Consider the following 12,815-nt stretch of genomic DNA (forward strand, 5'->3'; position numbering starts at 1 on the left):
AGCAGGATTCGAAAAAATGGCAGAGACAGAAGCTTATCCCAGTTTATTAAAGCTTCTTCTCCATCACGTAATCATCCATGACGAAGCCGCGACCGATGTCGTCGACGATCGACTCACGGACGACGAAACCGTATTTCTCGTAGGAGCCGATGGCCTTGGTGTTGCGTTTGTTGACCGCGAGGATCACGCACGGATAACCGAGTTTCCGGGCGCGGACCGCCACGTGTTCGATCAACTGGCCGCCGACCCCGCGGCGTTGTACGTCTGGGTGGATATAGAGCTTGTCGAGCTTGAATTCACCCTTGTAGATCTCACTGAAGGCAAAACCGACCCGCCGCCCGTCGAGAAATGCCTGATCGAGCCACTTGTCGGCATCCTCGAGATCATCGTAGAGCCGCTCGTGGCCATAGCGCTGCTCAAGCATGAAGTCGATCTGCTCCTGGGTGATGATGCCCGGGTAGGCGGCCTGCCAGATTTCGCGGGCCAGCGCCGAGATGGCGGGCACGTCCGGCGGAGTAATGTGGTGGATTTCGATTTTCAGGCTTTCTGTCATTTGTATAACCTCTGCTCTCCAGGTGGCCGGGTCTTGAAACGCTTGTGCAACCAGAAATACTGCTCCGGCATACGCAGTACCTGGCCTTCGATGAAACGGTTGACGAACGCGGTATCGGCCTCGACACTCTCGCCGGGGTAATTCTCCCATGATTGCATGACTTCCACCTCATAGCCGTCCGGCACCTGGCGCGCAATGCACGGCACCACCCGGGCGCCAGTCAGCCGCACCAGTCGCGAGAGGGCGGGAATGGTCGCCGCCTGGACCCCGAAAAAGGGCACGAAAATCGACTCCTTGCGCCCGAAATCCATGTCCGGCAGATAGTAGAACTGATAGCCATCCTTCAATGCCTTGAGAATCCTGCGCATTCCTTCCTGCCGGGACAGGAGGACCGTATCGCTGAAACGCTTGCGACCATCATAAAGCAACTTGTTGAAAACGGGATTCTTCTGGTTCGAATAGACACTGCACGCCGTCACGAACATGGAAAGACGCGTGGCGCCGGCATCGAGCCCGACAAAATGCGGACAGAGCATGATCACCGGACGACCATCGGGATCCTTCAGGCGCTCGACGCCCGTGACGCGGATGATGCGCTCGAGGCGCTCCCTGGATGCCCACCAGCCGAGCGTGCGGTCGAGCACCGCACGGCTGAAGGCGACGAAATGCGCCCGCGCCAGCTTTTCGCGTTCGGCCTGCGGCATTTCCGGAAAGCATAGGCGCAGGTTGGTCAGCGTGATCTCGCGCCGGGCGCGCGCCAGGACGAAGAGCAGCCTTCCGAGCCCCCAGCCGAGCGCGCGCAGGACGGGCAAGGGTAGCCAGTGGAGCAGCCAGAGGAAGGCGACAAGGAGGTGCGAAGCCGCCGTTTTCATGCTGCGCGCCCGCTCGCCGGTGGCGGTTCGGCGCCGGCCGGGCGCTTGTAACGGTTGTAGCCCCACAGATACTGGGCCGGGCATCGATGAACCAGATGCTCGACTTCATGGTTGATCCGTTGCGCGCGTTCGATCGTATTGCCCTCCAGCGTTACCCGCAGCGGAGAAAAGTGCACCCTGTAGCCGCGCCCGCCGGGTAGCCGCTCACCCCAGGTCATCAGCGTGCTGGCGCCCGTTTCGGTCAGCCGGGCAGCCAGCGTCATCGTGTAAGCCGGGCGGCCGAAGAAGTCGAGCCAGACCCCTTCTCCCGATTTCGGCGCCTGGTCGGGGAGAAGCCCAATTGCCTGACCGCGCTTGAGGGCCTTGATCAGCGAGCGGACGCCGGTCAGGTCGGCGGGCGCCAGGTGCAACTGGGCTCGCTGGCGCCCCATTTCGATCAACTGCTGCAGCGAAGTGCGCTTCGGCGGTCGATAAAGTACCGTTATCGGAAAATGTGCCGACAGATATTGTGCCGTGATCTCGAAACAGCCCAGATGGGGCGTCAGAAAGACAATGCCCTTGCCGGCGGCCTGTGCGGCTTCGACATGGTTCCAGCCGGTCACCTCCACTACCTGGGTAACGGCCTCTTCCAGCGTCCGCATCCAGATGCGCGACAGTTCAAGCATCTGCTTGCCCGCCTCGGCTGCCACGGCACCCCGCAGCGAGGGATTGAGACCAGCCTGGGCAAGGTTGTCCCGCAGGTGACGACGATAGGTCGGCGACAACCAATAGATTAGGCGACCGAGCCACCCTCCCAACGTGTGCAGCACACCCAGCGGCAGCAAGGAAAGGACGCGAAAAAGAAAAACCATGACACTCCGGGGCTTGAATCCCGCCGCAAAAAGACTATCATTATCAACTCGCCGAGTTAAACAGACAACTTGCAGGGCGATTCAGAAATACTGCTAAAGCGTCACCGCTCGTGGTCCGAAGCTGGTAACGCCGGATCGAAGGACCACTGGAGCATTTACATGAGCGAGCATCTCTTTACCTCGGAATCGGTTGGCGAAGGCCATCCCGACAAGGTTTCCGACCAGATTTCCGACGCCATCCTCGACGCCATCCTGGCTCAGGACAAGTATTCGCGCGTCGCCGCCGAAACACTGTGCAATACCGGCCTCGTCGTTCTGGCCGGCGAAATCACCACCAACGCCAACGTCGACTACATCCAGGTCGCCCGCGACACGATCAAGCGCATCGGCTACGACAACACCGAGTATGGCATCGACTACAAGGGCTGTGCCGTGCTCGTCGCCTACGACAAGCAGAGCCCGGACATTGCCCAGGGCGTCAACGCCGCCTATGACGACAACCTTGGTCAGGGCGCCGGCGACCAGGGCCTGATGTTCGGCTACGCCTGCGACGAAACCGACTCGCTGATGCCGCTGCCGATCTATCTTTCGCACCGGCTCGTCGAGCGCCAGGCCATGCTGCGCAAGGACGGCCGCCTGCCCTGGGCGCGCCCGGATGCCAAGTCGCAGGTCACCATCCGCTACGTCGATGGCCGGCCGGATTCGATCGACACCGTCGTGCTGTCCACCCAGCACTCGCCGGACATCAGCCTCGAAGACCTGCGCGAAGCAACGGTCGAGCTGATCATCAAGCCAGTGCTGCCGCAGGAACTGATCAAGGGCGACATCAAGTATCTGGTCAACCCGACTGGCCGTTTCGTCGTCGGCGGCCCGCAGGGCGACTGCGGCCTGACCGGGCGCAAGATCATCGTCGATACCTACGGCGGCGCTGCCCCGCACGGCGGCGGCGCGTTTTCCGGCAAGGACCCGTCGAAGGTCGACCGGTCCGCCGCCTACGCCGGCCGCTACGTCGCCAAGAACATCGTCGCCGCCGGCCTCGCCGCGCGCTGCCTGGTGCAGATTTCCTACGCCATTGGCGTCGCCGAGCCGACCTCGGTCATGATCGACACCTTCGGCACCGGCCGCGTCAGCAACGAAACCCTGACCGAACTGGTCAAGAAGCATTTCGACCTGCGTCCGAAAGGCATCGTCAACATGCTCGACCTGCTGCGCCCGATTTACCAGAAGACCGCCGCCTACGGCCATTTCGGCCGCGACGAGCCGGAATTTACGTGGGAAAGTACGGATCGTGCAGCGCTGCTGCGTGGCGACGCAGGCCTGTAGGGCCTTGCCATAGCCGACCTAAAAATGGGCGCATCCATGGCGAGAAGAGCATACCCGACTCGGCTCGCCTAGTCGGCGAGTTCGTGACGGCTGCGGAAATATTCGAGGGCTTCCGGATTGGCCAGCGCCTCGACGTTCTTGACTGGCTGGTCGTGCACTACGTTGCGCACGGCCAGCTCGACGATCTTGCCCGACTTGGTGCGCGGGATATCAGCCACCTGAACGACCTTGGCCGGTACATGGCGCGGCGTGGTGTTGTCGCGGATCTGCTTTTTGACGCGCTCGACCAGACCCGCATCCAGCGTATGGCCTTCCTGCAGTTTGACGAACAACACGACGCGCACGTCGTCGTTCTTGCCCGGCGGCCAATCCTGGCCAATGACCAACGATTCGAGGATTTCCGGCAGTTGCTCGACCTGGCGATAGATTTCCGCCGTGCCGATACGCACGCCGCCGGGGTTGAGCGTCGCGTCGGAACGACCATAAATGATGATGCCGTCGTGGGCGGTTAGCTCCGAGAAATCGCCGTGACACCAGATATTATCGAAGCGTTCGAAGTAGGCGGCATGGTATTTTTTGCCGTCCACATCGTTCCAGAAACCGACCGGCATGACGGGGAATGGCATGGTGCACACCAGTTCGCCCTTTTCGGAGCGCACCGGCTGGCCGGCATCGTCGAACACGTCGACGGCCATACCCAGCCCGCGACACTGGATCTCTCCACGATAGACCGGCAGCACCGGGTTGCCGAGTACGAAGCAGGAGACGATATCGGTGCCGCCGGAAATCGAGGCGAGCAGGATGTCCTGCTTGATCTCGCGATAGACCCAGTCGAAGCCTTCCGGCGAGAGCGGGCTGCCAGTCGAAAACATGGCGCGCAGGGCAGACAGGTCATGCGTCTTGCCCGGTGTCAGGCCGAGCTTGGCGGCGGCATCGATGAACTTGGCCGAGGTGCCTAAATGCGTCATCTTCTCGGCGGCCGCGTAGTCGAACAGCACCTTGCCCTTGGCGGCGAATGGCGACCCGTCGTAGAGCAGCAGCGTGGCGCCGCAGGCCAGGCCGGAAACCAGCCAGTTCCACATCATCCAGCCGCAGGTGGTGAAGTAGAACAGCCGGTCGCCAGGACGGACGTCGCTGTGCAGCTGATGCTCCTTCAGGTGCTGGAGCAACACGCCGCCGTGGCAATGGACGATGCATTTCGGCACGCCGGTGGTGCCGCTGGAAAACATGATGAACAATGGGTGCTCGAAGGCGACGCGTTTGAAAATGACCCTATTTTCGCCGTCGACCCTAGGGCCAGCCGTTGATTCCATGGTTGTAGCAATGTCGTCCCAGCGCACGGCGTTGGCAATCCTGCCGACGTCGGGCACGGCAGCGAGGTAGGAGACGACCACCGTCTTCAGCAGCGACGGCATTTGCGCGACGACCTCGGCGTTCTTTTCGAGGCAATCAACTGCCTTGCCGTTGTACCAGTAGCCATCGACGCAGACTAGCACCTTGGGCTCGATCTGGCCGAAACGGTCTAGCACACCCTGGACGCCGAAGTCGGGCGACGCCGACGACCAGATGGCGCCGAGCGAGGTGGTGGCGAGCATGGCGACCAAGGCTTCCGGCAGGTTGGGCAGGTAGCCGGCGACACGATCACCCTCGCCGACGCCGGCTTCGATCAGGAAGCGCTGGAAGCGGGCGACTTCGGCGTAGAGTTCAGCGCGCGACATGCGGCGCTTGACCTTGTCCTCGCCCCAGAAAACCAGCGCCTCGCCGTCATCGCGATTCTTCAGAAGGTTTTCCGCATAGTTGAGACGGGCCTGTGGGAACCAGCGTGCACCAGGCATCCTGTCACGGTCGACAAGAATTTCCGAGCCCTTTTCACCGACGGCACCGCAGAAATCCCACAGCGTCGACCAGAACGCCTCGGGCTGGTCGACCGACCATTGCCAGAGATCGCCATAGTACCCGTGGTCGGTCGCCTGCATGAACATCGCCATGCGGGTGTCGCCGACGGTGGCCGGATCGGGTTTCCACAAGGGTGTTTCGGCGATGGCGTAGGTCATGTTGTCTCCCGTGATCTCATTCAGCGTCCGGCTGCATGGCCGGAGCGGCGTTGCAAAAAGCCGGCAGCGACTCGCAGGCGGCGGTGATACGGCGGATGGTCGGCATTGCGTCGAACGGACAGTCGAAGCGACGCGCATTGAAGACCTGCGGCACCAGGCAACAGTCGGCCAGCGTCGGTACTTCGCCGTGGCAGAAGGCGCCGGTGGCCGGGTGGCCGGCAAGCAACTGCTCGACGGCGAGCAGGCCCGCGCTTACCCAGTGGCGATACCAGGCCTCCTTCTGCTCCTGGGTCGCCGCGAAATGCTTGCCAAGGTATTGCAGGACGCGCAGGTTGTTGACGGGATGGATATCGCAGGCGACGGTCTGCGCCAGCGCCCTGACCCGCGCCCTGACCCGCGCCCTGCCCGCGGCCGACTCCGGCAGCAGCGGCGGCAGCGGATGGATTTCGTCGAGATATTCGATGATCGCCAGCGACTGGGTGAAGGTGCCGGAATCGGTTTCCAAGGTCGGCACCGTACCCAGCGGGCTGAGCGCCCGATAGGCAGCGTGGTTTTGCTGGCCGCCATCGCGCACCAAATGCACCGGTAGCGCCTCATACGCCAGGCCCTTCAGGTTGAGCGCGATGCGCACCCGATAGGCGGCAGAACTGCGGAAATAGGTGTAGAGCCTGAGCATGGTGACTCCGTATTCTCAACCCGCATTGTGGCGCATCGGCGCCGGTTGCGACAACCCGCCGGCTGGGCGGGACCTCACCCCGGATACCGCTCGACCCGCTGGTCGATGGCGCCGAAGATACTGGCGCCGTTGCGGTCGAACATCTCGATCCGCACCGCGTCGCCGAACTTCAGGAAGGTGGTCCGCGGCTTGCCGGTCTCGATGATTTCGTACATTCGTAGCTCGGCCAGACAGCAGTAACCGACACCACCATTGGCGATGGTCGATCCGTGCAGGCCGCCCTGTTTGTTCGATACCGTGCCGGAACCGATGATCGAGCCGGCTCCCACCTCCCGGGTTTTCGCCAGATGTGCGACGAGTTGCGGGAAATTGAAGACCATGTCGGAGCCGGCATCGGGATTGCCGAATAACGCACCGTTCAGATGCACCGTCAGCGGGCGGTGGACGCGGCCGTCGCGCCAATCGTCCCCCAGTTCGTCGGGCGTCACCGCCACCGGGCTGAAGGCCGAGGCCGGCTTGGACTGGAGGAAGCCGAAGCCCTTCGCCAGTTCGCCGGGAATCAGGTTGCGCAGCGACACGTCATTGACCAGCAGCAGCAGGCGGATGGCCTAGCCGGCCGCGGCCGACGTCGCGCCCATGTTTACATCGCCGGTGATGACGGCGACCTCGGCTTCCAGGTCGATGCCCCACTCTTCCGCCAGTGCGTAAACCGGATCGCACGGCCCGACGAAGGAGTCGGAGCCGCCCTGGTACATCAGCGGATCGCTCCAGAACTCGAGCGGCAGCTCGGCACCACGAGCGCGGCGCACCAACTCGACGTGGTTCACGTAGGCCGAGCCGTCGGCCCACTGGTAGGCGCGCGGCAGCGGCGAATGGCAGGCAACCGGGTCGAAGGCAACGGAGTCGCTGAAGGCGCCGCCGTTGAGCGCCGCGTAGACCTTGCGCAACTTTGGCGCGACCGCCTCCCAGTCGTCGAGCGCCGCCTGCAGCGTGCAGGCGATGTGCGGCACGACACGACAATGGGTCAGGCTACGGTTGACGACGACCAATGTGCCATCGCGGCCGTCGCACTTCAGGGTGGCGAGTTTCATCTCCTACTCCGCGGCGTAGCTGCCGTCATGCATCCAGCGCGCGTGCTGCGGCGCCTTCTTCGTCAGCGCCCACTCGTCGAGCATCCGCGCCATCTTCGGGGTGCCGGTGTTCACCGCCAGTTCGAGGCGGTGACCACTCGGGTCGAAGAAGTAGATCGACTTGAAGATGGTGTGATCGGTCGGCCCGACCACCTCGATGCCGTCGGCTTCCAGTTTGGCCTTGGCTTCGAGAAGGGCTTCGATCGATTCGACTTCGAAGGCGATGTGCTGGGTCCACGCCGGCGTGTTCGGGTCGCGGCCCATCGGCGGCTTGGTCGGCAACTCGAAGAAGGCGAGGATGTTGCCATTGCCGGCATCGAGGAAGATGTGCATGTACGGGTCCAGCTCCCGGGTCGACGGCACCTCGTTCTCGGCAATCGCCAGAACGAAGCCCATGTTCAGGTACTTCCCGTACCACTCGACGGTTTCCCTGGCGTTCTTGCAGCGGTAGGCGACGTGGTGAATTCTCTGGATCTTCATCGGGGTCTTCTCCTCAGACGCCTTCGCGGGCGATCTTCATCGCTTCGCGCAGCACGTTGATGTCGCCAATATGGTTGGAAAGCAGGAGCACCAGCCTGGCGTTGAGCAACGCGCTCTGCACGTCGCTGAGATCACAATGGGTTTCGATCAGCGCTTCGTAGAAGTCGTCGCCCGGCGAGAAGGCGCGGGAGTAACTTTTTCCAGGTTCGTTGAAATTGGGGGTCAGGATCAGTGACATGGCCGGCTCCTCAATGGTTGTTGCCGGTGGCACGGGCCAGCGCGGCCTTGACACGGCCAGCGTCGAAGGCGCGCCAGCGGGCGGCGACGTGCTGGTCGGGACGGATCAGGTAGACGGTGCCCGGTGCGCTGTCGTAGCGTTCGACAAGTCGCCCCTTGTAATCCGTGAAGACGCGCAGCTCTGCCGGCACCTTGGCTGGCTTCCCAGAAACGAGCACGATCTCGAGCGGGATCGATCCGTGGGCCAACGATCTGAATTTCCGGGTCAAATCGGCGTCGACCGCAGCAGGGTCTGCAACATGGACCAGCACCGTGAACCGGTTGCCGACGCGGTCGAGCAGCCAGAAGTCAGTGCCTTCTTCCCGCATCGGCACATCGTCCAGCGGCGCGCCGGGCGTCATGTCGCCGGCGAAGGTGTCATCGTCCGGCGTGTTGAGGTGCGACTTGGTCAGGAAGGATGGCACCGAAAGGCGGCCCGAATTGACCAGCGCGCGGGCGAAGGCATGGTCACGGGCCAGCGTCAGCACTGCGTTGCGGAAGTTCAGCGAGTTCCGGGATTTCGGCGTAATGAAGTCGGTCGACCGCGTCGAGTTCATGATGTTCTCGTCGGCGGCGAAGACACGCTCCTCGGAATAGCTGTCGAGCAGGCTGTCCGGCGCCTTGCCGTCAAGGACCAGCTTGAGCTTCCAGCACAGGTTGTCGCTGTCCTGGATTCCCGAGTTGGCGCCGCGCGCGCCGACGAAAAGGACCAGGCCGTGGCGGAACTGCTGCATGCGGCGGCACTGGAAGGTGTAGACGCTTACCCATTCAAGATCGAATTCGCGGCCGCCACCGAGCATGGCCCTGATCCGGGGAATGACCTTTTCCGGCTTCTTCTCCTCCTCAGGGTCCGCCTGCCAGCCGAGCTGGAAATCGATGCGGTAGACGTTGTCGGCCTGGCGGTGCAGGAGCACCGACTGCCCCGGATGGAAGGGCGGATCGAACCAGAACCAGCGCTCGGCGGGAAATTCGGCCTTCATCACCACGTCGGCGATCAGGAAACGGTCGGGAAAGACCCTGCCTTCGCTGTCCAGGTTCATCATGCGCCGGATCGCGCTGCGCGCGCCGTCGGCGACGATCAGCCAGTCGGCAGTGAGCGTGTAGGTGCCATCCGGCGTTTCGATCTCGAGTGTCGCTCCGTTTTCCGCCAGCGAAACCGAAACCACCTTGTTCCCGAAGCGCAGATCGAGATCGGGCAATTCGCGGGCGCGCCGGACCAGGAATTCCTCGAGGTAGTATTGCTGCAGGTTGATCATTCCCGGACGCTTGTGGTCGGACTGCGGCAGCAGGTTGAAGTTGTAGACATCATCCTCGCGAAAGAAGGTACGGCCGACGTTCCAGCTCACGCCCTTGTCCACGCAGGCATCGCCGACGCCGAGGCGGTCGAGTATCTCGAGCGCGCGCTTGGCATAGCAAACGCCGCGCGAGCCAACCGAAACGGTATCGTCATCGTCGAGGACGACGACCGGCACGCCCGACTGCGCCAGATCGATCGCCGCCGCCAGGCCGACCGGTCCGGCGCCGACCACTAACACCGGATAGCCCCCCGATTCAGCGCTCCTGATTTCGGGCGGAGTGACGTACTCGTACTTAGTCACTAACCAGTTCAATCATCACAAATCATGAGAAGAATTCAGGATGCGCAAGCCATGGTTGGCACTATGTTGAAGCGGGTCAATGAGCAGGCCGCAGCGACGACTGAACGTCCCAATCGAGTGAGGTAGTAGCGATAGGTATGAGTGACTTTCTTGATCAAGCCGAGCGTACGCAGTCGGGCAAGTTGGCGCGACATGGCGGACGGAGTGAGCTTCAGATAGCTGAGAAGATCGGCACGACGCCAACCGTGAATGTTGAACTCGCCGCGTTGCATGGTTTGCAGCAAGGCTTTCTCGGCAGGATCAAAGAAGTTCACCCCTTTGACACCGGGAGCCGCCCCCAACCGTGGCATGCTCAATCGCTCCAAGTCACGCTCGCCGGCACTGGGGTCATCGAGGCTGGAGAGGAACGCCAGGTAACGTTGGTTGCAGCCGAGCAGGATGTCGCGCAGGTCGATCAGGCTATAGATTGTCTTCTTCAGGGGCGCCAATTCTCGGGTGGCGTGCCTGTCCTTGTGTTCCACCTTGCGGTGGTGTTTGAAGAAACTCACGTCATTGACGGTCGTTTCGACCCGCAGTACGCGGGAGAATTTGTCATACACCTTGACGCCAGCGGCGCCCATGGTGTGCTTGATGCAGCGCCCCTCGATACGGGTGGACAACCGGGAACCGATCTCCTGGGCCAGTTGTGGCGTGACCTTCTTGCCCAGAAAGCTGGAGACGCGTTCTGCGTTGGCGGCCAAGACCGCTTGGCGCGAAATGGCGTCATACAGTGGAACCAATATCTGCTCACTGCGAAACATCAGGTCGGTGGAGTATTCGACTTGGCGCAAGCTCCAGTGATACGAGGATCCAAAGACGTCAAGCACTGGGCACAACCACTGCGCATAGCGATCCAGTCGCGGGTGAAGTACGTCGGGACTGAACGCATCCGCCAGCGCCTGCGCCTGCGCGATGTCGGCGACACGCAGGAAGGCGTTGTCCTGCTGGAGGAAGTCGATCCTTTCTCGCGTCAGAGTTCTTGCCAGAGCGCTGTGACCATTACAGTAGAACTGCAACCCGAACGGTGCCCACGTCGGCACACGCAGGTAGCACAACCCCAGTTCCTCGTCGATGAAATAGAAGTAGTAGTGCAGGCACTTGCCTTGATCGGGGCGCAGGTAAGTCTTGCCACTGCCTTTGTCATGCCACGGTTTGTAGCTCGGACAGGCTTCCATGGCCGAGAGCACATGCACCAAACCCGGTGCGTCGCCGCGACCGGCGAGCACTCGCGCGACCAACTCTTCCTTGCGAATATGGCTTTTGCTGACGTGCTCGATTTCAATACCCGCCGCCAGACACACCTCCTGCGCACGCTCACGAATGCGATCTCGCAGCGGCTCGGCAAATCGCGGGTAGTCGAATACCCGAATTCCGTGCGTGTACAAATAACTCGTCATTCCTGCCGCGTAGCACGCACCAGGCAGCGTGCCGGTGATAATGATCCGGTCAAAGCACGAAAGCACGCCATGCATGTTCGTCGCGTATCGTTCCGCCAGAGCCATCGCCAACATGATCGCCTCCTCGGTCATTCGTCAGGCTTCTATCGTAATACCTGTTTGGTTCCGGCTCGTCCGGCTTAGGGTATTGGTCAATCCTCGTGACTTAGCATCTTGTCATGGAGCGGTTTTGTATGCATGAGACTTGTGTGGCTTGGGTCGAATAGGTCGCGGTCGGTTTCGGTTGGGGATGAATTTTTGAAGGTTCAGGACAATCTCGGAGAACAGTGCGGCGACGATGCGCGAGGTCAAGCGAAGGCGGCCGGTGAGCACTTGGGGCAGCAGACGGCGCAGATGCGAGAAAGCCAAGGTGCGATTGATACGCCACGGCGAATCTGGGGCGATGAGGTGCTCCGTGGCCAGATAGACCGCCAGCGCATTGAGGTTGTCGCAGAGCATCTTGGCGCCGACGTCCTGACAGGCCGCGAGCCAGGTCAAGCCAGACGTATGCTCAAGCGACAGGCGATGCTTGAGGCGCTTGAAGGCCTCTTCGATGCGCCAGCGCCGATGATAGAGATCTGCGAATGCAGGCGCCGGATACTGCGCACTGTCGAGCAAGGACGTCATGAGCACGCGCACCTTACCGGCGGGTGTCACTTGGCGGATCAGGCGCACGGTCGAGGCCTGGCGGGGACACTCATAATCGACGGCATCCCGGCAATTCGGCGGTGGCAGGGTCACCACGGTGTCGTCCTGGCCGGAGCGCATGAACTGCGTGATGGCGGCAAAGGTCGACGACGAATCGCAGCGCATGCAAAAGGGAATCTCCCGATGCAGCAAGGCGGCCACCAGCCACGCGCCCGGGTAACCGCGGTCGAGCAGCAGCATGTCGTGGCGGTCAATCCGGTCCAGGCGCTCGAACAGCATCTGCCGCTCACCAACCAGGGGGCTGTGCAGGATCAGCGAATCGAACAACTCGATGCCCGGACGAAACAAGCCGAACAGCGTCGCCTCGCGCACACACCGCTTGCCCTCCGCGTTGAGCAAGGTCAAGCGAACCTTGGAGGCATCGGCGGCCAGAACCCGCAATCCCTGCCAGAGCGGCTGACCGGGAAGGGCTTCATCGACCAGCCGCAGCAACTCTGTGTTGAGCGGATCGAAGACATTCGCATAGAGGCGGCTACGCGCCTTCGAGAACGCACTGGCGGTCACCACCCGAGACAAGCGGGTTCGCCGCGCCAGCAGCGTGAAGAACGCATCGAGTTCGCCCTGCACGGCCCCACGCACACCGCTGAGCAGGAAAGCGATCAGATCGGTGAAGGGCAATCCACGGCTGCGCGTGAAATTCCGGGAATCACGGCGAGCCGCTTCGCGAAAGGCTGTGCTCTGAATGAAGTCCGCAAGCCTGAAAAGCACATTGACATATTTAGGACGGCATATTTAACCTATAAATATCAATCCGTTACGAGACCCAATTCTACCCCGATATGGCCGGCTTATCGCGGCGGCTGTAAAATATGCAAACGC

At 62.0% G+C, this 12,815-nt stretch carries 11 protein-coding genes and 1 pseudogene; 1 reads left to right on the top strand and 11 read right to left on the bottom strand.

What is annotated here, in order from left to right:
- Window positions 1–46: 46 nt before the first annotated feature.
- The 3 genes from IPP03_11990 to IPP03_12000 are packed head-to-tail and all read right to left on the bottom strand — an operon-like array spanning window position 47 to window position 2,276.
- Window positions 47–553: a GNAT family N-acetyltransferase gene (locus IPP03_11990; protein ID MBL0353333.1), complete on the bottom strand. Its 507-nt coding sequence runs from the start codon at window positions 551–553 to the stop codon at window positions 47–49.
- Entirely contained in the window at window positions 550–1,425 is an 876-nt protein-coding gene (locus IPP03_11995; GenBank protein ID MBL0353334.1) for a lipid A biosynthesis acyltransferase, read from the bottom strand. The genes IPP03_11990 and IPP03_11995 overlap by 4 nt, the downstream gene beginning before the upstream one ends.
- On the bottom strand, window positions 1,422–2,276 hold the full coding sequence (locus tag IPP03_12000; GenBank protein MBL0353335.1) for a lysophospholipid acyltransferase family protein: 855 nt from the start codon (window positions 2,274–2,276) through the stop codon (window positions 1,422–1,424). Before IPP03_12000 ends, IPP03_11995 begins: the two co-directional genes overlap by 4 nt.
- A gap of 159 nt (window positions 2,277–2,435) precedes the next feature.
- On the opposite strand from IPP03_12000, the gene IPP03_12005 reads away from it, so the two are divergent.
- The gene (locus IPP03_12005) at window positions 2,436–3,599 is read left to right on the top strand and encodes a methionine adenosyltransferase (GenBank protein MBL0353336.1); all 1,164 of its coding nucleotides are present in this window, start codon (window positions 2,436–2,438) and stop codon (window positions 3,597–3,599) included.
- A gap of 68 nt (window positions 3,600–3,667) precedes the next feature.
- On the opposite strand, the gene IPP03_12010 is transcribed toward IPP03_12005, so the two are convergent.
- From IPP03_12010 to IPP03_12045, 8 genes and pseudogenes are all read right to left on the bottom strand, one after another.
- Window positions 3,668–5,653, bottom strand: coding sequence for an acetoacetate--CoA ligase (locus tag IPP03_12010; protein MBL0353337.1), 1,986 nt, complete (start codon window positions 5,651–5,653; stop codon window positions 3,668–3,670).
- A 16-nt stretch (window positions 5,654–5,669) separates the two neighbouring features.
- The gene (maiA, locus tag IPP03_12015) at window positions 5,670–6,329 is read right to left on the bottom strand and encodes a maleylacetoacetate isomerase (GenBank protein ID MBL0353338.1); all 660 of its coding nucleotides are present in this window, start codon (window positions 6,327–6,329) and stop codon (window positions 5,670–5,672) included.
- A gap of 74 nt (window positions 6,330–6,403) precedes the next feature.
- Window positions 6,404–7,420 (bottom strand): annotated as a pseudogene (locus tag IPP03_12020) (fumarylacetoacetate hydrolase family protein).
- A gap of 3 nt (window positions 7,421–7,423) precedes the next feature.
- The gene (locus tag IPP03_12025; protein MBL0353339.1) at window positions 7,424–7,939 is read right to left on the bottom strand and encodes a VOC family protein; all 516 of its coding nucleotides are present in this window, start codon (window positions 7,937–7,939) and stop codon (window positions 7,424–7,426) included.
- 13 nt (window positions 7,940–7,952) lie between these two features.
- Window positions 7,953–8,177 carry a DUF2783 domain-containing protein gene (locus IPP03_12030; GenBank protein MBL0353340.1) on the bottom strand — a complete coding sequence of 75 codons (225 nt, stop codon included), beginning with the start codon at window positions 8,175–8,177 and terminating at the stop codon, window positions 7,953–7,955.
- Between the two features lie 10 nt (window positions 8,178–8,187).
- On the bottom strand, window positions 8,188–9,825 hold the full coding sequence (locus tag IPP03_12035; protein MBL0353341.1) for an FAD-dependent oxidoreductase: 1,638 nt from the start codon (window positions 9,823–9,825) through the stop codon (window positions 8,188–8,190).
- A 23-nt stretch (window positions 9,826–9,848) separates the two neighbouring features.
- On the bottom strand, window positions 9,849–11,381 hold the full coding sequence (locus IPP03_12040) for a MarR family transcriptional regulator (GenBank protein MBL0353342.1): 1,533 nt from the start codon (window positions 11,379–11,381) through the stop codon (window positions 9,849–9,851).
- Between the two features lie 84 nt (window positions 11,382–11,465).
- Entirely contained in the window at window positions 11,466–12,728 is a 1,263-nt protein-coding gene (locus IPP03_12045) for an IS4 family transposase (GenBank protein ID MBL0353343.1), read from the bottom strand.
- Window positions 12,729–12,815 lie beyond the last annotated feature (87 nt).

The sequence above is a fragment of the Candidatus Dechloromonas phosphoritropha genome, assembly GCA_016722705.1.
Taxonomy (GTDB): domain Bacteria; phylum Pseudomonadota; class Gammaproteobacteria; order Burkholderiales; family Rhodocyclaceae; genus Azonexus; species Azonexus phosphoritrophus.

Excerpts from the sequence above, each read along its gene's own strand:
- IPP03_11990 (MBL0353333.1), bottom strand. The coding sequence starts at position 553 with ATGACAGAAAGCCTGAAAATCGAAATCCACCACATTACTCCGCCGGAC.
- IPP03_11995 (MBL0353334.1), bottom strand. The coding sequence starts at position 1,425 with ATGAAAACGGCGGCTTCGCACCTCCTTGTCGCCTTCCTCTGGCTGCTC.
- IPP03_12000 (MBL0353335.1), bottom strand. The coding sequence starts at position 2,276 with ATGGTTTTTCTTTTTCGCGTCCTTTCCTTGCTGCCGCTGGGTGTGCTG.
- IPP03_12005 (MBL0353336.1), top strand. The coding sequence starts at position 2,436 with ATGAGCGAGCATCTCTTTACCTCGGAATCGGTTGGCGAAGGCCATCCC.
- IPP03_12010 (MBL0353337.1), bottom strand. The coding sequence starts at position 5,653 with ATGACCTACGCCATCGCCGAAACACCCTTGTGGAAACCCGATCCGGCC.
- maiA (MBL0353338.1), bottom strand. The coding sequence starts at position 6,329 with ATGCTCAGGCTCTACACCTATTTCCGCAGTTCTGCCGCCTATCGGGTG.
- IPP03_12025 (MBL0353339.1), bottom strand. The coding sequence starts at position 7,939 with ATGAAGATCCAGAGAATTCACCACGTCGCCTACCGCTGCAAGAACGCC.
- IPP03_12030 (MBL0353340.1), bottom strand. The coding sequence starts at position 8,177 with ATGTCACTGATCCTGACCCCCAATTTCAACGAACCTGGAAAAAGTTAC.
- IPP03_12040 (MBL0353342.1), bottom strand. The coding sequence starts at position 11,381 with ATGACCGAGGAGGCGATCATGTTGGCGATGGCTCTGGCGGAACGATAC.